This is a genomic window from Eubacterium aggregans (assembly GCF_900107815.1).
Taxonomy (GTDB): Bacteria; Bacillota; Clostridia; order Eubacteriales; family Eubacteriaceae; genus Eubacterium_O; species Eubacterium_O aggregans.
This window is the reverse complement of sequence record NZ_FNRK01000006.1, coordinates 110,679-134,788: the sequence shown is the minus strand read 5'-3', so window position 1 is coordinate 134,788 and position 24,110 is coordinate 110,679. Positions and strand designations below refer to the sequence as shown.

General features: G+C 48.1%; 21 protein-coding genes. 19 read left to right on the top strand and 2 right to left on the bottom strand.

All coding sequences use genetic code 11. The features are described from left to right. Window positions 1–44: 44 nt before the first annotated feature. From BLW33_RS05130 to BLW33_RS05075, 12 genes are all read left to right on the top strand, one after another. Window positions 45–1,136 carry a metallophosphoesterase family protein gene (locus BLW33_RS05130; protein ID WP_090306002.1) on the top strand — a complete coding sequence of 364 codons (1,092 nt, stop codon included), beginning with the start codon at window positions 45–47 and terminating at the stop codon, window positions 1,134–1,136. Further along, complete coding sequence (locus tag BLW33_RS05125) at window positions 1,133–3,760, top strand: ATP-binding protein (RefSeq protein ID WP_090306001.1); 2,628 nt, start codon at window positions 1,133–1,135, stop codon at window positions 3,758–3,760. The genes BLW33_RS05130 and BLW33_RS05125 overlap by 4 nt, the downstream gene beginning before the upstream one ends. Window positions 3,761–3,777: 17 nt before the next feature. Next, window positions 3,778–4,137 carry a hypothetical protein gene (locus tag BLW33_RS05120; RefSeq protein ID WP_090246343.1) on the top strand — a complete coding sequence of 120 codons (360 nt, stop codon included), beginning with the start codon at window positions 3,778–3,780 and terminating at the stop codon, window positions 4,135–4,137. Next, window positions 4,127–4,543 (top strand): ATP-binding protein, encoded by a 417-nt coding sequence (locus tag BLW33_RS05115; protein ID WP_090305999.1) that lies wholly within the window; start codon window positions 4,127–4,129, stop codon window positions 4,541–4,543. Before BLW33_RS05120 ends, BLW33_RS05115 begins: the two co-directional genes overlap by 11 nt. Before the next feature lie 18 nt (window positions 4,544–4,561). Then, a complete protein-coding gene (locus BLW33_RS05110; protein ID WP_090305998.1) occupies window positions 4,562–5,920 on the top strand; it encodes a [Fe-Fe] hydrogenase large subunit C-terminal domain-containing protein in 1,359 nt (452 codons plus the stop codon). Beyond that, complete coding sequence (locus BLW33_RS05105; RefSeq protein WP_090305996.1) at window positions 5,910–6,245, top strand: AraC family transcriptional regulator; 336 nt, start codon at window positions 5,910–5,912, stop codon at window positions 6,243–6,245. The genes BLW33_RS05110 and BLW33_RS05105 overlap by 11 nt, the downstream gene beginning before the upstream one ends. Then, complete coding sequence (locus tag BLW33_RS05100; RefSeq protein WP_090305993.1) at window positions 6,242–6,973, top strand: PHP domain-containing protein; 732 nt, start codon at window positions 6,242–6,244, stop codon at window positions 6,971–6,973. Before BLW33_RS05105 ends, BLW33_RS05100 begins: the two co-directional genes overlap by 4 nt. 127 nt (window positions 6,974–7,100) lie before the next feature. Beyond that, window positions 7,101–7,571, top strand: coding sequence for an NADH-quinone oxidoreductase subunit NuoE family protein (locus tag BLW33_RS05095; RefSeq protein WP_090246334.1), 471 nt, complete (start codon window positions 7,101–7,103; stop codon window positions 7,569–7,571). A gap of 11 nt (window positions 7,572–7,582) precedes the next feature. Next, window positions 7,583–8,131, top strand: a complete 549-nt coding sequence (locus BLW33_RS05090; protein WP_090305990.1) for an ATP-binding protein — start codon at window positions 7,583–7,585, stop codon at window positions 8,129–8,131. 1 nt (window position 8,132) lies between these two features. Beyond that, complete coding sequence (locus BLW33_RS05085) at window positions 8,133–8,531, top strand: (2Fe-2S) ferredoxin domain-containing protein (RefSeq protein WP_090305988.1); 399 nt, start codon at window positions 8,133–8,135, stop codon at window positions 8,529–8,531. Window positions 8,532–8,542: 11 nt separating this feature from the next. Next, window positions 8,543–10,342, top strand: a complete 1,800-nt coding sequence (nuoF, locus tag BLW33_RS05080) for an NADH-quinone oxidoreductase subunit NuoF (protein WP_090305985.1) — start codon at window positions 8,543–8,545, stop codon at window positions 10,340–10,342. Between the two features lie 14 nt (window positions 10,343–10,356). Continuing rightward, complete coding sequence (locus tag BLW33_RS05075; RefSeq protein WP_090305982.1) at window positions 10,357–12,105, top strand: NADH-dependent [FeFe] hydrogenase, group A6; 1,749 nt, start codon at window positions 10,357–10,359, stop codon at window positions 12,103–12,105. A 71-nt stretch (window positions 12,106–12,176) separates the two neighbouring features. On the opposite strand, the gene BLW33_RS05070 is transcribed toward BLW33_RS05075, so the two are convergent. Then, window positions 12,177–14,096, bottom strand: a complete 1,920-nt coding sequence (locus BLW33_RS05070) for a bifunctional metallophosphatase/5'-nucleotidase (protein ID WP_090305980.1) — start codon at window positions 14,094–14,096, stop codon at window positions 12,177–12,179. A 179-nt stretch (window positions 14,097–14,275) separates the two neighbouring features. Between BLW33_RS05070 and BLW33_RS05065 the strand changes: the two genes are divergently transcribed. From BLW33_RS05065 to BLW33_RS05035, 7 genes are all read left to right on the top strand, one after another. Then, entirely contained in the window at window positions 14,276–14,716 is a 441-nt protein-coding gene (locus BLW33_RS05065; protein ID WP_090305977.1) for a MarR family winged helix-turn-helix transcriptional regulator, read from the top strand. Further along, window positions 14,713–17,118: an endopeptidase La gene (lon, locus tag BLW33_RS05060; RefSeq protein WP_090305974.1), complete on the top strand. Its 2,406-nt coding sequence runs from the start codon at window positions 14,713–14,715 to the stop codon at window positions 17,116–17,118. The genes BLW33_RS05065 and lon overlap by 4 nt, the downstream gene beginning before the upstream one ends. A 146-nt stretch (window positions 17,119–17,264) precedes the next feature. Next, the gene (locus BLW33_RS05055) at window positions 17,265–18,239 is read left to right on the top strand and encodes an ABC transporter substrate-binding protein (protein WP_090305971.1); all 975 of its coding nucleotides are present in this window, start codon (window positions 17,265–17,267) and stop codon (window positions 18,237–18,239) included. Beyond that, window positions 18,211–18,978, top strand: a complete 768-nt coding sequence (locus tag BLW33_RS05050; protein ID WP_090305968.1) for an ABC transporter permease — start codon at window positions 18,211–18,213, stop codon at window positions 18,976–18,978. Before BLW33_RS05055 ends, BLW33_RS05050 begins: the two co-directional genes overlap by 29 nt. Further along, window positions 18,979–19,608, top strand: a complete 630-nt coding sequence (locus BLW33_RS05045; RefSeq protein WP_090305967.1) for an ABC transporter ATP-binding protein — start codon at window positions 18,979–18,981, stop codon at window positions 19,606–19,608. A 1-nt stretch (window position 19,609) separates the two neighbouring features. Continuing rightward, window positions 19,610–20,002 carry a PaaI family thioesterase gene (locus BLW33_RS05040; protein WP_090305964.1) on the top strand — a complete coding sequence of 131 codons (393 nt, stop codon included), beginning with the start codon at window positions 19,610–19,612 and terminating at the stop codon, window positions 20,000–20,002. Between the two features lie 114 nt (window positions 20,003–20,116). Beyond that, window positions 20,117–21,469, top strand: coding sequence for a sodium-dependent transporter (locus BLW33_RS05035; protein ID WP_090305961.1), 1,353 nt, complete (start codon window positions 20,117–20,119; stop codon window positions 21,467–21,469). Between the two features lie 51 nt (window positions 21,470–21,520). On the opposite strand, the gene BLW33_RS05030 is transcribed toward BLW33_RS05035, so the two are convergent. Next, window positions 21,521–24,100: a PEP/pyruvate-binding domain-containing protein gene (locus tag BLW33_RS05030; protein ID WP_090305957.1), complete on the bottom strand. Its 2,580-nt coding sequence runs from the start codon at window positions 24,098–24,100 to the stop codon at window positions 21,521–21,523. Window positions 24,101–24,110 lie beyond the last annotated feature (10 nt).

Genomic DNA, 24,110 nt, shown 5'->3' with positions numbered 1-24,110 from the left:
TGCTATAATAATACTAATTATGTGCAATGGAGGAGACCATTCGAATGAAAGTATCATTTATACATACAGGCGACTTGCACTTGGGGCGCCAGTTTCACTTCAAGCGTAATGGCGACGTGTTTGGAAGCAACAAGCGCACAGATCTTTGGAGGACCTTTGATAAGATTCTGAACACCGCTGAAAAGAATCAAATTGATTTACTGCTAATTGCGGGAGATTTGTTTGATTCCGATGAAATAGAGATTAGCGAAATTAACCGGGCTGCGGATAAATTCAGTAAGCTTAGCATGACAAAGGTGGTTATTTTAGCTGGGAATCATGATTATTATAGCAGTGTCGCGCTATATGGCTTAGTGGATTGGCCAGATAATGTCAACATTCTACATAGTGGTCGGATGGAGTCCATTTATTTTCCTTCTTTAGAAACCGAAGTCTTTGGTTTGAGCTGGGTGAAAAACGCTTACTCCGATATCCCCTTTAAAGGACACCTGGAGCTGGAGGAAGACCGCAATAACATCATGATGCTCCATGGGGACGCTTATAGCCGTGTCTCAGACTTTATGCCACTGAATATCGCGGATTACGATTATTTCGACTATGTAGCCCTTGGGCATTTCCACAAGTATGAGATGCTCACAAAAAGAGCGGGCTATTGCGGTAGCCCAGAAGCCCTTCATTTTGGGGAAACAGGGGACCATGGTGTGATTGTCGGACAAATTGAAAACCACCGCTGTCATACTCAGTTTATAAAAATACAGGAACGTGAATATGTAACTGCTGATGTGGAAATTACCCCTGATTTGAGCATGGACGATATCCTGGAGAAAGTCATCGGCATTGCAGGAGAACAAAAACGCCATCGGGATTTCTTCCGGATCAACCTAGTGGGGTATTGCGACACAGATTTATCCCTGGGTTGGTTGAGCGATGAGCTTCGAAGCCACTTTTATTATTTGGAACTCGATGGAAGCCAATTGGAATACGATTTGGATATCGACGGGATACTAGAGGACAACAAGGATAATATCATTGGACGCTTTATCCAGGAAATGCGGCGCTTTGGGGATGATCCCGTGGCAAAAAAAGCCCTTTATTACGGTTTGGAGGGTGTTCTGAAGGAAAGGGGTACCAAATGAAAATTAAAACACTCAACCTCATCGCCTTTGGAAAATTCCATAACAAAACCATTGAAATTTCTGATGGTTTCAACCTGATTTACGGTGGCAATGAGGCTGGAAAATCAACAATTCAGCATTTTATTGAAGGAATGCTCTTTGGCTTTTATAAGCCCTATCGCAAAAAAAGAACCTATAATGATGATTACTATCGCTTTAAGCCGCGACAAGGGGATCGTTATTTTGGGACCATGATTTTTGAAGATGATAATGGGCAAGATATCCGAATTGAACGAGATTTCCTCAAGGCCAGAGACGGTGTCCGTCTCTTCGACAATGTTACAGGGGAGGATATCACAGAAACATACCCCTATGATAATGTCACCCGTCAATACCAGCCCTTGGGCTTTGGAGGCTTCAGTTCCGTTATGTACAATAACACGGTCAATGTCAAACAAATGGCATCGAAGTCTGAAGAAGAGTTGGCCCGGGAGGTCAATGACCGGTTAGTGGATATGGCGACAGAAACGGGTGATGAACTCTCCGTCAACAAAGTGCTTGACTATCTGGAGGGTAAAAAGAAAGCTATTGGGTCTACTGGAAAAAGCAAATCCAATTATGGAATGACGGTCCGGGAGAAACGCAATCTTGAGGGAATCCTCAGTGAAAGCGAAGCGGTTTATGGGCAGATTCGAATGAACCAAAAGCGCATTCAACAGTACAAGCGTAAGATTGAGCAAGCCCAGGGACGGAGTGATGAGTACAAACGCCGAGCAGAGGCTCAAAACGCCAAGGAACAGGCCGCAATGGCGGAAAAGCTGGCGGCTATTAAAGCCGAAGGGGATGCCATAGAGAAACAGCTTGGGGAATTAGGTAGCGCAGAAGGGCTCGATAACCGGGTTTTCGGTCAGCTCCAGGTCATGCAGAGCAGCTTGGATGCCGTTGGTAGCCGAATCGCACGACTTACTCGCCAAATGGATCAGATCGATGAAGACCGGACGGATATCGCAAGCCGGTGCCGCCGATTTGAAAATAGCTTGGGTGGATTTACACAGGAACAAATTGAAGCAGATTATTTGGCCTATGGGCAGGTAGTCAGCCAACGTTACATTCCAGAGCAATCACCAGAGATACCGGGTGAAGTGCAGGAAACTCAAGCGGCAGTAAAGAAGGGTACACTTGAGGATACTGTCAGTCTTATTGGTTTTGGCCATGTACCCCTTATTATTGGGATTGTTCTGGGGGCACTTTTCTTCCTCTTTTCGGTCATTAATCCTGGAAGCATGCTGCCCTATGCTGGACAGGTCATCCTGAGTTTTATGGGACTTTTGGCGGGATTAGGCTGTGCTGGTATAATGATACTGCAAAACCGGGAGTTGAAAAATGGTGAGGTATCCCCAAGGGCCTCTGCCTACAATGAAGACTGGGATGATGAGGATGAGGACTGGGAAGATCAGGGGCATGCAGGCTTTTTTGATGACCTGGACGATGAAGAAGGCTTTGACTCAGACCACTTCTCTGGTAACACGGCAGAGCAATGGGCGATGCTATCGGATGAAGATGATGAAGAAAATCTTTATTTTGATGAGGACGGATCTGAAGGCTTTTTAGAGGATGTTCAGGAAGCGCGAGTCGATCCGGGTCAAGAAATATTGGATAAATACAATATGGCAGATGCCGAGGCCTATGAAGCTTTCATCGTACGGTGCCGGGAAATCTTTGAGCGTTACAATAAGCTTCTTTTAGAGGGGGACCGCCTCAATGTTCGCATGGAGGAACTGGAACACGAAAAGTGTGGTTTAGAAGACGAACGCTATAAATATCGTACGGCGATTGAGGATGCACTGAAGCAAGGGGGGGTCAGCAGCATTGAAGAATATGGCCGTGCCTGTGCATCCAGTGCAGAAGCCGAAGCCCTTCGGGCAAAACTGGACGCCAATCGTCGCTTGTACGATGAATTAACCCAGAATGATTTCATCCTGGCCAGTGCCCTGGAAGAAGATCCTGTATTAATGACGGGCAGCCATGGCGAAGAAATCCGTGCCCGGGAAGCAGTTGAGGCTTTTAATCATGAAATTGCCCGTATCCAGGGGGAGAACACCTCATTGATGAACGGGGTAGGGAATCCTGTAGAAATTCGGGAACGGATTGAAACCCTTGAAAATGAAATTCGTGTTTATGAGGATGAAATCCGTGCCTGTGATTTGGCGGAGAAATTCTTTAAAAGTTATTTCAAAAGCACTCATTATGACAACGCACCAAACCTTAACCAAAAAATTGGAAGTATCATTCACAGCATCACCCAGAAATACCATGAGGTGCGGGTGGATGATCAGTTGCGGATTCGGGTGGTAGATCCCCAAAGTGGAGAACTCCTTTCGATGGATCAGCTCAGTGGCGGAACGATGGATCAAATTTACTTAGCCTTGCGTTTCGGGGTTGCTGGCATTGTGGATGCGGGAAAAACAATGCCAATTATTTTGGATGACCCCTTTGTACAATATGATGATAAACGGAAAGCGGAGGCTGTTAAATACATTTCCTCTCTGGCACCAGATACGCAAGTCCTGCTCTTTACCTGTACGGCCGATGAAAAACACATTATGGATGATAATGGCTATCATTACGTTGGTATTGGAATCTAAATAATTGGGAGAACCCTATGAAACTGGAGAAAGTAAAGCAATTACTGAATGCTGCCGTTCTCACTGGTGGCGAACATCTGGATGAAGAGGTATATGTCGCCTGTGGCTGTGATTTAATGAGTGACGTTCTGCGCTATGCCAAGGACGATGGCCTTCTTTTGACGGGGTTGGTGAATAAACAGGTCCTTAATACGGCTGATATTGCCAATATGCGCAGTGTGGTTTTTGTCCGTTCTAAAGTTCCAGGAGAGGCAATTTTAAAAATGGCCAGGGATATTGATATGCTTATCATGACCACCGATTTGCCACTGTTTGAATCCTGCGGTATTCTGTATAGCGACGGTTTGAAGGGAGCGACACCAAATAATGAGCTATAACCTGGAGTTCGATGTTGAACGGGGTGATTTTGATAAGGCGGGGGAGGCCTCCCGAAAAATCAAAAAAAGCCTAATGCAAATCGGTGTTAATAATAAAATCATAAGACGCATTGCCATCGCGGGTTATGAAGGGGAAATGAACTTAGCCATCCATTCTGATGGTGGGTGTATTAAGCTGACGGTGGAGAGCAATTGTGTTACTTTGGCTTTGGAGGATGTTGGACCAGGCATCCCAAACTTGGATTTAGCCATGACGGAAGGCTGGTCCACCGCTACCGATTCGGTGCGGGAAATGGGTTTTGGAGCGGGGATGGGTCTTCCCAATATGGAGAAGAACGCTGACACTTTCCATATAGAATCAAAGGTCGGAGAAGGTACGAAGATCCGGATGAAATTCAACCTCTGACCGGAAAAGAGAGTAGAAATGGGCAGTATCTTTCATTCGGTTTATTTAGACCGGGATAAATGCCTTGGCTGTACCACTTGTTTACGGAGCTGCCCCACTGGGGCAATCCGTGTTCGGGAGGGAAAAGCTAAGATTATTGAATCTAAATGTATCGATTGTGGGGAATGCATCCGCGTTTGTCCCCATCGGGCAAAATTAGCCAAGACTGATACCTTGGCCAGTATCCATGAATTTGATTATCGCGTTGCCATCGTTGCACCGACACTGATTGGTCAATATCCACTTAAATATTCCATTGACCGCATTCTGAGTGCTCTTAAAGCACTGGGCTTTGATGAGGTGGTCGAAGTTGCGAATGGTGCAGAGGTGGTTGGATCGGCATTAGGGGAAGAATTTGCAGATAGGGAGCGTCCGCGACCCATTATATCTTCTGCTTGTCCCGCAGTCTCTAAGTTAGTCCAGGTCCGTTTTCCAGAGCTAACCAAAAACATCACTACACTCAAATCACCCATGGGAGTTACTGCTCGCATGGTGCGCAGACGTCTGGAGGCAGAAAAAAACCTACCAGCAGAGGATGTGGGGGTGTTTTTTATTACCCCATGTGCAGCAAAGGCCACTGAAGTCAAGGATCAGGAAAACAAAGATGATAATTATGATATTATCAATGGCGCCATTGCCATCAAAGATATTTATGGTCCCCTGCGGGCTCAGCTCAAGATCGTGGAGGAAGAGGCGGGACTTCACAGAGCTACCCCAGATGGTTACCGTTGGGCTCTTTCTGGTGGGGAAAGCCGCTATGCCGGGGGACGGCGGAGCATCCATGTCCATGGGATTTCCAATGTCATTGCCGTTTTAGAGGAAATTGAGAATGGCAATCTGGAGGAAATCGAATTTGTGGAAGGACTGGCTTGCATTGGCGGATGTGTTGGGGGATGTCTGACTGTTGAAAATAATTTTGTTGCCCGGATGGTTATCGATGTCCGGGCCCGAGGTGAAAGCGGTGGCCAGTTTGAAACGACACCGAAAATCCGTTGTGCCACGGAGGACGGCCTCATCGCCGATGGGTTGCGGCGTAAGCACCCCCTTCAGTCCAGGGAATTCAAACCATTGGATGAAGACTTTTCCAGATCATTGGAAAAGATGCAGCAAATCGAAATTTTGGAACAACGTCTTCCAGGTCTGGATTGTGGCTCCTGTGGGGCACCGGGCTGTCGGGCGTTGGCAGAGGATATTGTTACGGGACATGCCCGGGAAATTGACTGTGTTTTCGTGTTAAAGGATCGGGTTTTAGAGCTGTCCAAGCTGACCAGTGAAATGCTGCAGATGGGACATCCCATGGAAAAAAATGGTGAAGGAGAACAAAACGATGAAGGTTAAAGATCTATTGAATTTAGACGGTTTTACCCCGGCAAATCCAGAATGCATTGCTGATCAGGTCATTGAAAGCGGTTATGTTGGCGATCTGTTAAGCTGGGTGATGGGGAATGCGGATAATGGTTGTGCCTGGGTGACTATCCAGACCCATCTCAATATTATTGCAGTAGCCACCCTTTTAGAGATGGCCTGCGTCATCATTCCGGAGGGGGCAGAGATTGAGGCAGATACGTTAGCGAAGGCAACAGAAGAAGGGATGCCGCTGTTTACCACTGAAAAGAATGCCTTTGAAGTGTGTGCGCTGCTGGCATCCTTAGACGTAAAATGACCGCCACTGCTGTGGATCTGCACATGCATTCCGTCCTTTCTCCTTGTGGGGATGAGGCCATGACCCCCAATAATATTGTGGGGATGGCCCTCTTAAAGGAGCTGGATGTCATCGCAGTGACAGACCATAACACCGCCCGGAATTTACCGGCCATTATGGCACTGGCCAAGGGGGAAGGGCTTTGTGTATTGCCAGGGATTGAGGTGACCACCAAGGAAGAGGCCCATATTTTGGTCTATTTTGAAACCTTGGAGTCTGCCCTTGCCTTAGATGCTATTTTGTATGAGCATCTTCCAGATATCCCAAATCGATCGGATTTTTTTGGCCCACAGTTAATTTTGAATGAAGAGGATGAGGTCATTGGTCACCTCGACAAACTTTTGATTTCAGCCACAGACATCGGAGTTAATGCCTTGGTGGAGATGGTCATCCCCCTTGGGGGTATTTTGGTACCGGCACACATTGATCGAAAATCCTATAGTCTTGTAGCATCTCTGGGCTTTATCCCCCCGGAGCTGCCGGTGAGTACCTTGGAGGTTTCCGCTAACGGGGATATTGAAACCGTAAAAAATAAGTTTCGTTTCTTTCGGGATTATCAATTTATTCAGGGCTCTGATGCCCATTGCCTGGAGGATATGGCTGAACGGAAGTACTTTTTAGATTTACCGGACTTAAGGCGGTTGACCATACTGCGAAAATTGGGACAGAATTGTTCCAATGTCCGTTAAATTGATAATATTTTGTCAAGAAAATATAGAAAATTATGTTATCATGGCTTTGGGAGTGTGTTATACTAAAGCAGAGTAAAGAATGTGCACTTGCTTTTGATTGCGCAAAAAAAGAGGAGGAGTAATTTTGGCTGAGTATGTATCAACTGATAATCTTGATGTTGTCAAGGGCATCGTCGAAAAACACCGGGAAGTTCCTGGTTGTTTGATGCGTATCCTACAGGATACCCAGGAACAATACGGTTACCTGCCACTGGAACTGCAGGAAGTTATTGCGGATGAGCTGGATGTTCCATTAACTGAGGTTTATGGTGTGGCGACCTTCTATTCCCAATTTACGCTAAAACCCAAAGGACAGTACAAAGTGGGGGTTTGCTTAGGAACTGCCTGTTATGTTCGGGGTTCCCAGGATATTTTAGACGAGGTTGTGGGGATTCTTGGTACGACTGTCGGAGAAACGACAGAAGATGGGAAATTCTCCGTCGATGCCACACGCTGCGTAGGTGCCTGTGGCCTTGCACCCGTTATGATGATTAATGAAGAGGTTTATGGTCGGCTGACACCTGGTGAGGTGAAAGATATCCTGGCAAAGTATTAGGATAACGATCGATGAAGGAGTTATCCTTACACATATTGGATATCACCCAGAATTCCATCCGTGCTGGTGCCACTCTGGTGGAGCTATGCATTGTGGAGGATACCCTGGAGGATTTATTGTCCATTACCATTTCCGATGATGGATGTGGCATACCAAAGGATCGATTAGCAGATATTACCAATCCCTTTGTTACCTCCCGAACGACTCGAAAGGTCGGCTTGGGACTGCCCTTATTTAAAGCGGCGGCAGAAGGTTGTGACGGACGGTTTACCATTCGTTCAGAGGAGGGGGTTGGGACGACGGTAGAGGCTGTTTTTAAACGCAGTCATATCGACCGGGCCCCTCTGGGGAATATGGCGGATACCGTCATGACCATGCTTTTATCCTTCAACCATGCCGAGCTTTTATATATTCATCATTATAATGGAAGAACATTTGAATTCGATACTCGTCAGATTAAGGCTATTCTGGAAGCGGAAGACCTGCTGACGGATCCTGAAGTGCTGGGCTGGATACGGGGATACGTTGCCGAGGGACTTGAGGGAATCATGGAGGAGTAATATGAAAAAGTCGCTAGAAGAGCTTAAAGCAATCAGAAGCAAGAAACTCGAAGAAATTAATTTGCGGAAGGGCAGAAACGGCTATCGTGTGGTCGTTGGAATGGCCACCTGTGGTATTGCTGCCGGGGCCCGTCCGGTTATGGTCAAACTGATGGAGGCCGTGGAATCAGAAGGACTGAGTGAAGTAACTATCGCTCAAACAGGCTGCATCGGTGTGTGCCGTTTAGAGCCGATTGTGGAAGTATTTGATCCCCAAGGGGAAAAGACCACCTATGTTAAGATGAATCCTGAAAAGGTTACTGAAATCGTGGAAAAACATCTTAAAAATGGGGAAGTTGTTGAAGAGTACACCATGACTGTGGTCGATGGGAAGGTCATCGATCCCGTCGCAAAGGCCTAAGGAGGAACTCAATGGCATATAAACGTTCTCAAATCCTACTCTGTGGTGGAACTGGCTGTACCTCATCTGGTTCTGCGTTACTGACCAAGGAATTTGAAAAGGAATTAAAGAAACATGATTTGTTGAATGAAGTTGATATCACAGTTACTGGGTGCTTTGGCCTGTGTGAACTGGGTCCTGTGGTTATTATTTACCCGGAAGGTACTTTTTATAGCCGGGTAGAAGTTAGTGATATTGCAGAGCTGGTTGAAGAGCATCTGGTCAAAGGACGGCCCTTGGAACGCCTGGAATACACGGAATCAACGGATGGCCGCCACGCTCGCTCCATTAATGAGTTGGGCTTTTATAAAAAGCAGATGCGTGTTGCCCTAGCCAATTGTGGAGTGATCAATCCTGAAGATATCGATGAATATGTTGCCTTTGATGGCTATACGGCTTTGGAAAAGGCCCTGCTTAAGATGACACCCCAGGGGGTTATTGATTGTATCAAAGAGTCGGGGCTACGTGGTCGTGGTGGCGGTGGGTTCCCCACGGGCCTCAAATGGCAATTTGCCCAAAATGCTGAATCACCAGACGGTGTAAAATACGTGGCTTGTAATGCTGACGAAGGGGACCCAGGAGCCTTTATGGACCGTTCAATTCTCGAGGGGGATCCCCATCGCCTTATTGAAGCCATGGCCATTGCAGGCTACGCCATTGGGGCACAGATGGGCTATGTTTATGTCCGTGCAGAATACCCCATTGCCGTTAAACGGCTGCAGATTGCCATCGATCAGGCAAGGGATTATGGTCTACTCGGGAAGAATATTTTCGATACCGATTTTTCCTTTGATTTGGATATCCGTTTAGGGGCTGGTGCCTTTGTCTGTGGTGAAGAAACGGCGTTGATGAATTCCGTTGAGGGTAAGCGTGGTGAACCACGTCCCCGCCCACCATTCCCGGCGAATAAGGGCCTTTTTGAACGCCCAACCGTGCTCAATAATGTGGAAACCTATGCGAATATTCCGACGATCATCAACGAGGGTGCCGAGTGGTTTGCTTCTTTAGGGACTGAAAAATCCAAGGGGACAAAGGTTTTTGCTCTAGGTGGTAAGATTAATAATACTGGTCTTTTGGAAATCCCAATGGGGACCACCATGCGGGAGATTATCTATGAAATCGGCGGGGGCATCCCCAACGGCAAGGCCTTTAAGGCCGCGCAGACCGGTGGCCCCTCTGGTGGCTGTATCCCGGTATCCAAGCTGGATACCCCCATTGATTACGATAACCTTATTGCCATCGGTTCCATGATGGGCTCCGGGGGACTTATCGTTATGGATGAGGATAACTGTATGGTGGATGTGGCCCGCTTCTTCCTGGATTTTACCCAGGACGAATCCTGTGGGAAATGTCCTCCTTGCCGTATTGGGACCAAGCGGATGCTGGAAATCCTCGAACGCATTTGTAATGGGGAAGGCCAGGAAGGTGATATCGAACGTCTGGAAGAGCTGGCAGAAGGCATTAAAGCTTCCGCATTATGTGGCCTGGGCCAGACTGCACCGAATCCTGTTTTATCAACCATCAAATATTTCCGTGACGAATATGAAGCCCATATCAAGGAAAAACGCTGCCCAGCAGGTGTGTGCAAAAAGCTCCTGAACTACACCATTATTGAAGATAAGTGTAAGGGCTGTGGCATTTGTGCGAAAAAGTGCCCGGCAAGCTGCATTACTGGCGAAAAGAAAAAGCCCCATAGTATTGATATAACAGCCTGTATTAAATGTGGGACTTGTATCGAGGCTTGCCCCTTTGGCGCCATCACGAAAGCATAAAGGAGGTTGTGGAAATGAAAGATGTAACATTTAAAATTAATGGTCGCGACGTCACTGTCCCGGAAGGGACCACGGTGCTGGAAGCGGCGAAAATGCAGGGCATCGATATTCCGACTTTATGTTACCTGAAGGATGTCAATGAAATCGGGGCTTGCCGGATGTGTCTGGTAGAAATAAAAGGGGCCAGGGCTCTCCAGGCTTCCTGTGTCTACCCCGTTGCCGAGGGAATTGAAGTCCTGACGAATACAGAAAAGGTTCGAAAAGCCCGTCGGGTTAATCTGGAACTTATTTTATCCAACCATAACCGGGAATGTACCAGCTGTGTCCGTAGTGAAAACTGTGAACTCCAAAAGCTTTCCGTAGACTTGGGTGTCACCAGTATTCCCTTTGAGGGAGAAAAATCCGGAGAGTGGATTGACGATTTATCAACATCCATCGTTCGGGATGAGACCAAGTGTATTTTATGCAAGCGCTGTGTGGCGGTGTGCCGTAGTATTCAGGGTATTGGTGTTTTAGGACCTGCAGGCCGCGGGTTTAATACCCATATTCGTCCAGTCTTTGACAAATCCATTGCTGAAGTTGGCTGTATTAACTGTGGTCAGTGTATTGTTAATTGCCCAGTGGGGGCCCTGAAGGAAAAAAGTGATATCCAAAAGGTCTGGGATGCCATTGAAGATCCACAAAAAATTGTGGTTGTAGAATCGGCACCAGCAGTTCGTGCGGCTTTGGGTGAAGAATTTGGACTTCCTATGGGGACAAATGTAACGGGTAAGCTGGCAGCCTCTTTGCGCCGCCTTGGTTTCGACCATATCTTTGATACTGATTTTGGAGCAGATGTCACTATTATGGAGGAAGGCACCGAGTTAATCAACCGTGTGACCAAAGGGGGCGTGTTGCCCATGATTACCTCCTGTTCACCGGGATGGATTAAGCTCATTGAAACCTACTATCCTGAAATGCTCGACCATTTATCCAGCTGTAAATCTCCCCAAAATATGACGGGGGCTCTGGTTAAAAGCCATTTCGCTGAAATGAATGGCATTAATCCAGACGATATTGTCGTTGTGTCGGTCATGCCTTGTACCGCTAAAAAGTTTGAATCCCAGCGCGAAGAGCTAAGCGTTGACGGTCGCCAGGATGTGGATATTTCCATTACGACTAGGGAGCTGGCTCGGATGATTAAGGAAGCCCGAATTGACTTTCTGGCCCTTCCCGATGAAGACTTTGATCCATATTATGGTGAATACACCGGTGCTGCCGTTATCTTTGGCGCGACTGGTGGGGTCATGGAAGCCGCTGTTCGAACCGTTGCGGATATCTTAAATGATAAAGATATCCAGGAAATAGACTATGAAGCTGTGCGCGGCGTCGAGGGCGTTAAAACGGCCGATGTAGCGGTTACTCCGGATTTAACAGTGAAAATCGCTGTTGCCCACGGCGGTGCTAACATCCGTCAGGTGATGGATGCCTTAAAGCGTGGCGAGTTTGATGATTATCATTTTATCGAATTCATGGGATGCCCCGGCGGCTGTGTCAATGGTGGGGGACAGCCCATCGTATCTTCCAAGGTCCGCATGGAAAAGGATATCCGTGTGGAACGAGCCAAGGCATTATACAATGAGGACGAAGCCAAAACCTATCGAAAATCTCACCAAAATCCGGCGATTATCAAATTGTACGAAGAATACCTGGGTGAACCTGGTGGGCATAAATCCCATAAGCTCCTCCACACCACCTATAGTGCAAAGCCGCGGATTAAGTAATCAAAAACAATGAATATTAGATAATAAAAAAATAGCAAGGCGGACCATCTGGCGCCTTGCTATTTTTGTATTTACAACTTATCGCTCAAACGTTTTTTATTCCGGCGACCGCCCTTTTTATGGTGGCGGATTACGAGGATAATGATGATCACAATGAGGACAATCCCCAAAATGATGCCGTAGAGGGCCAGCGCATAAATAGATGGATTTTTGAAGAATGTCGTCATGGAATTGGAGACTGCAGTTTTGGTATCCCGGGCATTGTTATACTGGGCTGGAATAACGCTGATACCAGATTCATTTTTAGCAAAGGAGCCGGCGTAGCTTGCCAAGGCAATCCATGCCTTGGCTTCCTTGCCCTCTTTCGTTTTACTGATAAAGGCCGTCGTGTCGGTATTCGTATTCCCATTAGCATCTCGTGGGGTCAGTGTGACAAGGCCCTTGGTCATGTCCGTAATTAGTCCGGTCATATCGGCCAGGTACTTACTGCAGGTCATATGGTAGAGCTGATCATCCACAATGGGGGACCAGTTTCCCTGGCTGTCCTGGACATCCACGGAAATCACCTTATCCATGGGGAGGCGGCTATCATTATAAGTATAGCGCAGTCCTGAAAGGGAAAGCTGAATATCCGGAATCATTTTGGAAAAGGCTGGGTCCAATTGACAGAGGGTTTTGATTTCTGAACCATAGAGATAAAAATCAACCAGGGGATACCCTGTGCTGCCATCGGTGCTTTCACCCAGGGACTGGATATTAAAGACCTGGGAGGTGGTTAAATCCCCCTTATAAATGGTGTCTCGAATGAGTCCGGCACAGGTAACGGCAATGGTGGCATCAATCCCATTTTGTTTGGCATAATAAAGTTGGGAATCGGTGACAATATCTCCAATATTGTTATTTCCAAAATTTTGTAGTGCATCCTCACTACTGTTAAAATTAATATTCGATATGGCCAGGACACCATCGTACTGCATGCCAAGGGGAGTCAGAAAGTTAGTTTGGACACTGGCCTTGTAGGTTTCTGCAAATTTTTTGATGGATTCATCCTGGGGGATGCTGTTGGCGCTAGCCTTTAGGGCATAATCCTTTACCGCGGTACTGCCATCGGCTTTAAGGGTTAAATCCAGAACTCCGAGGTTCTGGCCCCGCCAACCCGCACTGACAATGGTGGTGCTGCCTTCGGTGATGGGGGATTCCATGGTGGTATGGGTATGCCCACTGACGATGACATCAATATCAGGAACGGCTTTGGCTAATTGCTGATCCTCAGAATTTTTGATGTCTTCTTCTGTTCCGCTGTGGGAAAGGCAGATGATGACCTGAGCACCCTGGGATTTGAGATCTTCCACACAAGATTTTGCCGTATCGGTAACATCGGCAAAGGATAAGGGGGCGTAGTCAGCGGTAAAGGATTGGGCATCTTTACCCATTAAGCCAAACACACCAATCTTCACCCCGTTTTTGGTGATGATTTTTGTCTTCAGACTGCCGTAGGTTTCAAAGGCCTGCTGGATCGATTTTGAGTCATCGTCCTCCCCAAACACCAGATTGGAAGCCAGAAGGGTGGGGTGGGGGTTGGTTTTGGCAGCAGCCAGTAAGTCGGATTTCAGGGCCTCTGTGCCATAATCAAATTCGTGGTTTCCCAGGGTGGTGGCATCGTAGCCCAGCTGGCCCAGAAGGGCAAGGTCTGGGGCTTGGGTACGGTAAAGGCTATTAAACAACGTACCCATAGAATAGTCTCCGGCATCCACCAGAAGGGTGCTGTCGTTTCGGTTTTGTTTGATCAATGTTGCCAGGCGAGCGTAGCCCCCCATGGTGGTTACATTGCTTTGGCTATCTACCGTTTCATAGGGGAGGATGTTGGAATGCAGATCGTGGGTAAATAAGATACGGATATCCTTATTACTATCCTCTGCGTAAGCGGCGGTGGGTACAGAAAGGAGCAGCAAAAGAATGGTCAGAAAAAAAATAGGCCAGCGTCGTTTCATGGGGTTCTCCTTAGTTTTTTTATTATCAATATTATATCAGAAAACAGAGGGGATGTAAAAACTTTAGAAAGCTTAACAAATGTAAAAATCATCGTGGAAAACTTGACAGGGGCAGAGCGCATTGGTATACTCCTATTAAGTTAGGGAAATGCTAACTAATTAATTTGAGGGTAGAGCGTATGTCATGTAGAAAACAAGAACTCTTTAGAGCATATCTCAAGCTGCTCGAATTGGAAAACCAATGTGCAAGTGCCACCTTACCCGAGGATAAGGAAGGCGATTTAACACCGAGGCAGGTGTATTACTTACGCATTATCGACGGGTACGATGCCTTAACCTGCAGTGATTTGGCCCAATATACGGATAATTCCAAGCCGACTGTAACGGAGATGGTCAACAAATTTATTTCTTGGGATTGCGTGGTAAAGCAGCGGTCGGATACGGACCGTCGGGTCTGCTATATCCGATTAACGCCAAAGGGCAAGCGCATTGCCCGGGCAGAGGAAATGCAGTACCTGCGGCTGGTGGAGCACATTGAAAACTGCCTGACCGAAGAAGAGGTTAAACAGCTGATTGGATTGCTCAACAAACTATCGATTTACACGGAGGTGGAAAAATGACGATGGAATTAAAGAATGCTCCGGTCATCCCCATCACTGAAACGGTGATTTTCCCGGGGATACAAAACCGGATTTTTGTCAATGATGTCATTGGCAACAATATTAAAAAATATATATTAGATCAGAATACCTTGGCCATGGGTGTGACAACCCGGCGATATAACGACTACGATTTACTAACGGATGAGGATTTCCACCGTGTGGGGGTGCTTCTGCGCTTCGATAATATCGAGAAATCTGAAAATGGGTACATCATTGAAATCAATACCTTAAGAAGGGGTCATGTCATCCATATTGACCATACGGAGTCTGGCTTAACGGCGGATTATGTGGAGCAGCCAGATTTCCCGGATCTAACCGTTGAGGAAGAGAAGGAAATGACCGCCTACATTAAGCATCTCATGGGAGATATCGGCCGGAATTTCCGGGGGGCAGATTATTTCCTGAAGCTTCTTTCTGAGGTGGAATCGGTCCAGCAGCTCATTGGCTATACGGTGCCGATGATGGGGATTCCCATTGCCCAGAAGCAGGAGCTCCTGGAGCTGGATTCCCAGCGGGATAGGGCCCTGCGCTTCATTGACTTTGTCATTAAAGAAAAGGACTCCGTGCATCTGCAGCTGGAAATCAGTAAGAAATATGCCAAGAATAAGGACCGTGCTTACCGGGAAGCCATGCTTCGGGAACAGATGAAGAATATCCAGATTGAGCTGGGTGAAATGGGCTCCGAGGATGCGGGCGGCCCCTATGAAGAGGATGAGGATTACCGAAAGCGAATCGAAGGGTCTGATATGCCGGACAATGTCCGGAAGGTTGCCCTGAAGGAGCTTAAAAAGTTGGAATCCTCTCCCCCGGGAAGTGCTGAGGTCAATGTCATCATGAATTATTTGGATTTGCTTTTAGAAATGCCCTGGCATTCTGAAATCAAAGAGATTGACATCGAAAAGGCCCGGGAAGTGCTGGATGCCCATCATTACGGCATTGATGAGGTGAAAAAGCGGATTATCGAGCATTTGGCGGTTATGAAGCTTAAAAAGGATAAGCAAGGCTCCATCGTTCTGTTGGTGGGCCCTCCGGGTACCGGTAAAACCAGCCTGGGTAAGAGCGTTGCTGAGGCCTTGGATCGGGAGTATATCCGGGCCAGCCTTGGCGGCGTCCGGGATGAATCTGAAATTCGCGGGCATCGCCGGACCTATATCGGGGCAATGGCCGGCCGAATTATCAAAGGCATCGCCGGTTGCGGGACCATGAACCCCGTTTTCATCCTGGATGAAATTGATAAGCTGGGCATTGGGAACCAGGGGGATCCATCGGCAGCCCTTTTGGAAGTATTGGACCCTGAACAGAACAATACCTTTGCCGATCATTATCTGGAGGTGCCCTACGATTTGTCCGATGTATTTTTCATTGCGACGGCCAATGATTTAAGCACCATCCCGACACCCCTTTTGGACCGGGCAGAGATTATCGAACTGTCCTCTTACACCAATCAGGAAAAATACCATATAGCCGTTGATCACCTGCTGCCCAGGGTTTTAACGGACCATGGCCTGACACCAGAGCAATTATCGGTCAATGAAGAAGCCATGATGCAGACCATTGAGGACTTTACCGCAGAATCCGGTGTCCGGGGCCTGACAAAGCAGTTGGCAAAGATTGCCCGGGCGACTACGGAACGCATTGTTACCGGAAAGTTGGATCAGGTAACCATCACCCCGGAAAACCTCCACGATTATCTGGGTAATAAAACCCGCCGTCATGAACGGGCTGGAGAAAAGAATGCCCCTGGAGTGGTCACAGGAATGGCCTGGACATCCGTCGGGGGGGAAATCCTCTTTACCGAGGCGACCCTGATGCCCGGAAATGGCAAGGTGACCCTCACTGGCCAGTTGGGCGATGTCATGAAGGAAAGTGCCACCATCGCCATGAGCCTCATCCGCTCACGCCTAGGCGAAAAGAAGCGAGGCTTTGATTTCTTTTCCTATGATACCCATATCCATGTCCCGGCCGGGGCGACCCCGAAGGATGGCCCCAGTGCTGGGGTGACCATGACCACGGCATTGGCGTCTCTGGTAACGGGGATTCCTGTGGACAGCAAGCTGTCCATGACCGGGGAGATTACCTTAACCGGCCAGGTCCTGCCTGTGGGCGGGATTCGGGAAAAGGTCATTGCCGCCCATAGAAGTGGTATTAAACGGGTGATGCTGCCCATGGAAAACAAACGGGATCTTGAGGATATTCCAGAAGAGGTTCGAAATGATCTGGAATTCGTCTTTGCTGAGACGGTGGAGGATGTGCTCAAAACCGCTTTGGGCATTGAATTCCCCCAGTACGATATCAGCTTTGACCTCACCTTCAATAAGCCGAAGGTCGAAAAAGATGATTACGCATCAGTTATTCTTTAAAATTTGGAGCCACTACTCTGTTTCAGGGTAGTGGTTTTTTCGCCGTTGGACACCTTTGGGAGTTACCTTTCTCCCACTCCTGTGATATAATAGAAAAAAACCTCACAGGAAAGGCGAACTGACCTGGAAGGAAAGGAGACTTTACAATGAAGAAGGTAATATCGGCGATTTGCACCCTGGCTTTGGCTGCACTGGTATTTGCAGGGTGTTCGGCTGCGGCAGAGCCCCAGACGGTTAAGATTGCGGCACTGTCTGGCCCGACGGGTATCGGTATGTCACAGATGATTGTGGAAGGGGTAAACCTGGGGGATAAGGTCACCGCAGAATTCACGGTGTCCACGGCTCCGGACCAGGTGGTGGCCAGTGTCATCAACGGGGATTATCAGATTGCATCGGTGCCCACTAACGCCGCTGCAACCATCTATAATAAAACGGAGGGCGCTATTGTATTAGGTGCCGTCAACACCCTGGGGACCCTGTCCATTTTAGCGGACAAGGGAGAAGGCATTGGGAGTATTGCTGATTTGAAGGGCAAAACCATTGTGGCCACCGGACAGGGATCTACACCAGAGTATGTCTTAAATTATCTGTTTACCAAGAATGGCTTGACCCCAGGTCAGGATGTCACCATCCAGTGGCTGGGTGAGCATGCAGAAGCGGCGGCGAAGCTGGCAAGTGGAGAGGCCACCATTGCCATGCTGCCCCAGCCCTTTGCCACGGCAACTTTAGCAAAAAATAGCAATCTGACAAATGCCGTGGATTTGACCAAGGCCTGGGAAGATGCCACGGGGAGCAAGCTGGAAATGGGCTGTATCGTGGTCAATAAGGAATGGGCTGAGAAGAATCAGAAAGTGTTTAAGCAATTTATGGAAGCCTACCAGAAATCCGTGGATACCATCAACACCGCCGATGAAAAGGCTGGACAATTGGTGGTGGATGCGGGCATTATGGAAAGCGCAGCTTTAGCACAAAAGGCCATCCCCAATTGTGCCATTACACTCATTGCGCCAGGGGATGCCAAGGAAGATCTGCAAACCTATTACGAGGCTTTAGCTTCCTATGATGCAAAATCCGTCGGCGGGAAGGTGCCGGATGAAACGTTTTACAGTATCAGCTACTAAAACGAAAAAAACACTGCCATGGCTTCGTGCTTTGGCAGTGCTTTTTTGGATGATTCTTTGGCAATGGGGATCTATGGTGGTGGGGAGTGATTTGATTCTTCCTAGTCCAATGTCCACCCTCCAGGCCCTGGGGACCATTTTTTTGGAGCAGGAATTTTGGGGTGATGTGGGATGGACTCTTCTGCGGGTTTTCGGTGGCATTGCCATCTCTATACTGGTGGGCTATGTTTTGGGGGTTATCTGTGGGCTTTGGCAGGGCGTGTATTGTTTAGTGAAGCCTGTGGCCACCATTCTTCGGACTCTCCCCATCGTTTCGGTGATTATCCTCATTAATCTCTGGGTTAAATCTGGGTGGGTCCCTCTGGCAGTCTCTTTTATGGTGTGTTTTCCCATTGTGTGGACCAATGTTGTCGAGGGGATCTGGCGTACGGATCTTAAGCTCTTGGAGATGGCCCAGGTCTTTGGGGTATCGATATACCGGGTGGTGAGGGGGATTTATCTCCCCTCGGTCCGTCCTTATCTTCGGGCAGCGGTGATGAATGCCATCGGTATGGGCTGGAAGGCGACGGTCACCGCCGAGGTGCTGGCCAATGCCCTGCCTTCGATGGGAATGGAGCTGTACTATTCTAAAATTTATTTGGAAACCCCGACACTTTTTGCCTGGACCTTGGTCCTCGTGGCGGCTAGCTTTGCTATTGAAGGTGGCGTCCGCTTAGTCCTTAGGGGACGGGAGGTTTAAATGGATATTGAATTAAAGGACATTAACGTGGCCTATGATGGACACCAGGTGCTGAATCATTTTTCAGCTATTTTTCCCCAGGGGACGGTTACTGGCATTTGTGGGCCCTCTGGGGTTGGAAAAACAACGGTGCTGCGGCTATTAGCCCATCTCATCACTCCGGATTCCGGAGAAATATCAGGACTGCCCGGGGAAAACAGAATCGCTTATGTTTTTCAGGAAAACCGTTTGTTGCCATGGTATGATATACGCCAGAATATTGCCTTTGTGCTGGAGTCTTCTGAGGAGCACTCCCGGATTGAGGGGATTCTTAAAATGGTGGGTTTATCCGAAGTGGGGGATAAGCGGCCAGATACCTTAAGCGGTGGGATGAAGAAGCGGGTGGCCCTGGCCAGGGCTTTCTGTAAATCCGCCGATCTCCTACTTTTGGACGAGCCCTTTACAGGGCTGGACCAGGCATTAAAGCGCCAAATCATGGCGGATTTCCTAAAGCTTTGGCAAAAGGACAGACGCACGACGGTTTTAGTAAGCCATGATGCGGCAGAGCTGGAGTGCCTGTGTACGAACCGAATTGATTTGTCCGTTATCGGAAGTGATAAAGTGGATAGCATAAAAGAAAGTGAGACATAAAATGGGACTTTTAGAAGAGACACGAGAACGGTTTGGAAGTGATCATTTTGCAACGGAGGCGGCCCAGGTGGAAATCATCGGGGTGGAGGAGGGATGGGCGAAGTGCCAGATGACCCTCCGTCCGGTCCATCTCAACGCCAATGGAGGGGTTATGGGCGGTGCGGTTTTTACCCTGGCGGACTTCGCCTTTGCGGTGGCCTCCAATACAGGGAGCACCCATACCGTTACGGTGGATAGTCACATGAGCTTTTTAAATGCGGTAAAAGGAAAGGTCCTCTACGCAGAAACCTTTTGCGAAAAGGCGGGCCGTCGGATGTGTACTTATCGTGTGGCTATAACAGACGATTTGGGTACCAACATTGCGGTGGCCATTATTTCCGGGATGCGGCTTTAAAAGCGCCCATAGAAATTTTTGCTGGATTAAATTGGTCAGTTGTGTTATACTCTCAAATTGGTGTCTGCTGTAAGAAGACAGATTACAGATAAATTTTTGAGGGAGTTATTTTTTATGGAAAAACGGAGTTCTTTTTCGAGTAAGCTCGGATTTATTATGGCGGCAGCTGGGTCGTCTGTGGGATTGGGGAATATTTGGCGTTTTCCCTATTTGGCTGCAAAATATGGCGGCGGTATTTTTTTGCTTTTTTATATTTTGTTTGTGGTAACCCTGGGTTTTACCATTATGGCAGCAGAACTGGCCATTGGACGCCACACCCGGCTGAGCCCATCGAAGGCGTATGGCGCTCTTAAGCCTGGATGGAATATTATTGGGATTATCGGAATGCTGGTTGCATTTTTGATTTTTCCTTACTATAGTGTCATTGGTGGATGGGTTATTAAGTATACGGCTGATTTTGTAATGGGGGCAGGTCCACTTACTGCGGCAGATGATTATTTTTCCAGCTATATTGCCCAGCCGATTATGCCGATTTTACTTCAAATTCTATTTGTGGTGATTACGGCAGTTATCGTGGTGCGCGGGGTAAAAGAGGGGATTGAAAAGACCAGCAAGGTCCTGATGCCGATTCTTATTGTGCTTTCTGTAATCATCGCGGTTTACTCAGTGTGTCAGCCCGGAGCTTGGGAAGGGGTCAAATATTACCTCTGGCCGAACATGCAGAATTTTAGCTTTCAGGGCGTTCTAGGTGCTATGGGGCAAATGTTCTACTCCTTATCCTTGGCCATGGGAATTATGATTACCTATGGGTCATATATGAAGAAGGATGATCCCATGGAAAGTGCGGTTAAACAGGTAGAGCTCTTTGACTTCGGGATTGCCTTTTTAGCAGGTTTTATGGTGATTCCAGCAGTCTTTGCCTTTTCTGGAGGAAATCCAGATGCGTTGAATAAAGGGGCAGGGCTGATGTTTGTTACTTTGCCTAAGGTATTTGAGAGTATGGGAATGGGATCTCTAATGGGGGCACTGTTCTTTGTGCTGGTCCTCTTTGCTGCGCTGACCTCTTCCATTTCTTTACTGGAGGCTGTGGTGGCCTCGGTTCACGATGGTTTTGGATGGAGCCGAAATAAAGCAGTGCTGATTATTTCGGGAATGGCGATTCTCCTGGGAATTCCTTCTTCCTTAAGCTTTGGCCTATGGAGTGATGTGACCCTTCTTGGGATGGGCTTCTTTGACTTCTTTGATTTTATTACCAACTCGGTGCTAATGCCTGTGGGGGCCATTCTGACTTGTATCTTTGTTGGTCATCTTATTGATACAAAAATTATTGTGGATGAAATTGATGGCGGCTCAGGTTTTAAACGGAAAAAGATGTTTGTGGTGATGATTAAGTACATTGCCCCCATCTGTATTGTCGCGATTTTAATCAGCTCGATTTTAGAGGGAATGGGTATTATTGTTTATTAATAGTGAAAGAGACGGCGATGAGCCGTCTCTTTTTTATGAATTAATACCCTATTATTCCACCTCAAAGCCACAAAGCGTTTCGTCCTTTTCCATATTATGGTATAAGCGAAAGCTTTGACCGGTGAGGGTGTAAAGGGATAGGATGCTTGCAAGCGGGGCAGACTCTGGAAATAACGTAGGCAGGCGGTTGGGTTCGTCGGATAAAAGGCCAGGCTTAAAGATTTCTGTGTGGTCATTTTCAAAAAGGGCGCAGTACAGCATATTGCTTTCCACCAAATCTTGGAACATATGGCTGCCGTAGGACAGCTCCGGTTGATAGCCCGCGGCGGAATAAGCGACTTCGCAGATGACAGAAAACTCAGAAATATCCGCAAAGACCACAGGGACGCCCAATTCTGGGGAGGAGGTGCCAATGCGGCCCGGGACGATGAGCATCATTTGAAGCCCTTGGTTTTTGTAATAGGTGTTGATTTCTCCAATGAGATGGGCAACCTTTGGCTTCTTTGCATATTCATAATCGTAGTAGGCCTTGGGATCGACGACTACCAAAATATCCATATCTTCGGTCCGGGTGCTGCCCATGCTGGTGCCTTGGATGTGGAAATACGTGTTTTCTGGATGCAGCATGGGAATATGGCAGACCCCGCCACTTTCACAAACCTGGAGGGGACGGCATTGGAGGAGATTGATGACGAAGTCCCCCTCCTTTCCCACATTTATGGTGTACTCGATATCGACAGGATAGTCGTACTCCTTTTCCAGGGTGTCTAACATGGTATACATCATTTCGGTAAAAGTGGTGTTTTTAACCAGACCCTGGCAGGAGATATAATAAACTCTACGATATTCCCCCCGTTCCCTAAACATGCGTTCGGCGTCGGTATCCCGTTCCAGAAGGGTTTTAACCAGATCCTCCGGTAATTGGGGCAAAAGGGATTCTAAGCGAAGGGACTTTAGGGAGACAGACGCTGTATCCAGCACATCAACCTGGTGTTGGGAAAAACGATGGCGTTCTGCAGAGGTGGCGCCGAGACGAACCAGAGGATCGCTGAGGCTTAAAAGTCTGGGATAATCCCCCTCTGTTCGATCCACGGCACGGGTGCCCAGACCCATAACCAGGCGCAGCATTCCAGCAGAAATATCCATCCCTGGGGAGAAGCGATAGGTACTGGTGGAATAACCGACACCTGCGGCAGAGGGCATGAAGAGCTTGTCCAGCCAGGAGCCGGATACCCGTTGGACTAAGAGGGCCATTTGCTCATCTTGTCCGTCCAGGTCCCGACGCTTACGATATTCCAATGCCGATGGGTTCATAGTACTGGCATAGACAATGCGGACGGCGTCTTCAAAGGCCGCCAGGCGGGTATCCAAATCTCCGGTGTTGACACAGAAGACGGATTCGTACTTACCAGCAAAGGCATTGCCAAAGCTATCTTCTAAGATAGAGCTAGATCGGACGATGATAGGGGTCTGACCAAAGTACTCTAACATTCTCCGAAATTTTTCCCGGATATCCTCGGCAAAACACCCATGTCTCAGGGCATGGGCCAAGTCCTCAGCGATGGAGAAATATTCTTGGGGTGTTCGTTGGCGCAGCCGGAGATTCCAGCAGTCATTTTGGACGATATAGGAATAAAAGACATCGGAGCCAATATAGAAGGAATCGTGGGGTTCCAGATTTGTGCGCCACTGGGGCAGGTGTTTTTCCACGAGCTTCCGTGCAAGGAGCATGCCGCAGGCCTTGCCGCCAATCATCCCGGTGCCAATCATCCGGCTGCGGATTGAGAAAAAATCTTTTGGGGTGAAGTTCTTTAGGATGAGGGCCTGCATCTGAGGGTCTCTCGTCATCATGGTTCGGCAGATGGTGGTCTGATGGGCGTCGTTTAGCAGCCCATTATCGTACTGTAGTTTGGCAAGGGTAAAGAAGCGATCCCAGCTATCCAAATCCTGAGTTTCGGTGGATGCGCTATCGTGGTCCAGCAAGGTGTAAAAGCGGCTGATACGGATGCCGTCAGTGAGGGCGGTAAAGGTATTGGTGGCAGCATCGTAGGCGTGGGGGAGGAACATAGAGGGAGAGTAGCGCTGCCAGACTTTCAGGGGATGGACGTAGCACGTATGATCGTCGGCATAGACATCCAGCAGGATCTGGGTGGTTTCCCGGATTCGGGCGATGGCATCAAAGGAGTGCCGACCCCTGAGGATGGGAAAGTAAGCCACTGTATCCAGCTTGAATAAAAATGGGCAGGTCAGGCGAAAGAAATTACTCATCATAAGGTCTGTGGACCAGGCGACCTGGAGCTCGGAAAGACAGTCAAAAATATAAAAGGTTTCAGGACCTTCGCGCTCAATGATGTTATGGATTTCCACGGTGAAGGTTTCAAAATAATGGGAAAGCCGCAGGGTGTAAATCTTGAGGCCTGGCTGGGGAGATAACAGCGGCCCATGGGAGGCAAAACGAATATACACCAGGTTGCGCCCGTCGGTGATGGCTTGCCTGGCAAAGGGGAGGGCAAAGATTTTAAAATGATCCAGATCCTCTACCTGCCACACTACATTATCGCCCAAACGGATGTGGTCAAAAGCTTTGTCCATTTCCGGAAGGCCGGAGTCAATACGATCGAAGGCTGCCATGGGGTTCTCC

What these genes read in the sequence shown, in the direction of transcription:
- BLW33_RS05125 (WP_090306001.1), top strand. Translation starts at nt 1,133, where the DNA reads ATGAAAATTAAAACACTCAACCTCATCGCCTTTGGAAAATTCCATAAC.
- BLW33_RS05130 (WP_090306002.1), top strand. Translation starts at nt 45, where the DNA reads ATGAAAGTATCATTTATACATACAGGCGACTTGCACTTGGGGCGCCAG.
- BLW33_RS05090 (WP_090305990.1), top strand. Translation starts at nt 7,583, where the DNA reads ATGAAGGAGTTATCCTTACACATATTGGATATCACCCAGAATTCCATC.
- BLW33_RS05035 (WP_090305961.1), top strand. Translation starts at nt 20,117, where the DNA reads ATGGAAAAACGGAGTTCTTTTTCGAGTAAGCTCGGATTTATTATGGCG.
- BLW33_RS05045 (WP_090305967.1), top strand. Translation starts at nt 18,979, where the DNA reads ATGGATATTGAATTAAAGGACATTAACGTGGCCTATGATGGACACCAG.
- BLW33_RS05075 (WP_090305982.1), top strand. Translation starts at nt 10,357, where the DNA reads ATGAAAGATGTAACATTTAAAATTAATGGTCGCGACGTCACTGTCCCG.
- BLW33_RS05085 (WP_090305988.1), top strand. Translation starts at nt 8,133, where the DNA reads ATGAAAAAGTCGCTAGAAGAGCTTAAAGCAATCAGAAGCAAGAAACTC.
- BLW33_RS05050 (WP_090305968.1), top strand. Translation starts at nt 18,211, where the DNA reads ATGAAACGTTTTACAGTATCAGCTACTAAAACGAAAAAAACACTGCCA.
- BLW33_RS05065 (WP_090305977.1), top strand. Translation starts at nt 14,276, where the DNA reads ATGTCATGTAGAAAACAAGAACTCTTTAGAGCATATCTCAAGCTGCTC.
- BLW33_RS05040 (WP_090305964.1), top strand. Translation starts at nt 19,610, where the DNA reads ATGGGACTTTTAGAAGAGACACGAGAACGGTTTGGAAGTGATCATTTT.
- BLW33_RS05115 (WP_090305999.1), top strand. Translation starts at nt 4,127, where the DNA reads ATGAGCTATAACCTGGAGTTCGATGTTGAACGGGGTGATTTTGATAAG.
- BLW33_RS05100 (WP_090305993.1), top strand. Translation starts at nt 6,242, where the DNA reads ATGACCGCCACTGCTGTGGATCTGCACATGCATTCCGTCCTTTCTCCT.
- BLW33_RS05030 (WP_090305957.1), bottom strand. Translation starts at nt 24,100, where the DNA reads ATGGCAGCCTTCGATCGTATTGACTCCGGCCTTCCGGAAATGGACAAA.
- nuoF (WP_090305985.1), top strand. Translation starts at nt 8,543, where the DNA reads ATGGCATATAAACGTTCTCAAATCCTACTCTGTGGTGGAACTGGCTGT.
- BLW33_RS05055 (WP_090305971.1), top strand. Translation starts at nt 17,265, where the DNA reads ATGAAGAAGGTAATATCGGCGATTTGCACCCTGGCTTTGGCTGCACTG.
- lon (WP_090305974.1), top strand. Translation starts at nt 14,713, where the DNA reads ATGACGATGGAATTAAAGAATGCTCCGGTCATCCCCATCACTGAAACG.
- BLW33_RS05105 (WP_090305996.1), top strand. Translation starts at nt 5,910, where the DNA reads ATGAAGGTTAAAGATCTATTGAATTTAGACGGTTTTACCCCGGCAAAT.
- BLW33_RS05070 (WP_090305980.1), bottom strand. Translation starts at nt 14,096, where the DNA reads ATGAAACGACGCTGGCCTATTTTTTTTCTGACCATTCTTTTGCTGCTC.
- BLW33_RS05110 (WP_090305998.1), top strand. Translation starts at nt 4,562, where the DNA reads ATGGGCAGTATCTTTCATTCGGTTTATTTAGACCGGGATAAATGCCTT.
- BLW33_RS05120 (WP_090246343.1), top strand. Translation starts at nt 3,778, where the DNA reads ATGAAACTGGAGAAAGTAAAGCAATTACTGAATGCTGCCGTTCTCACT.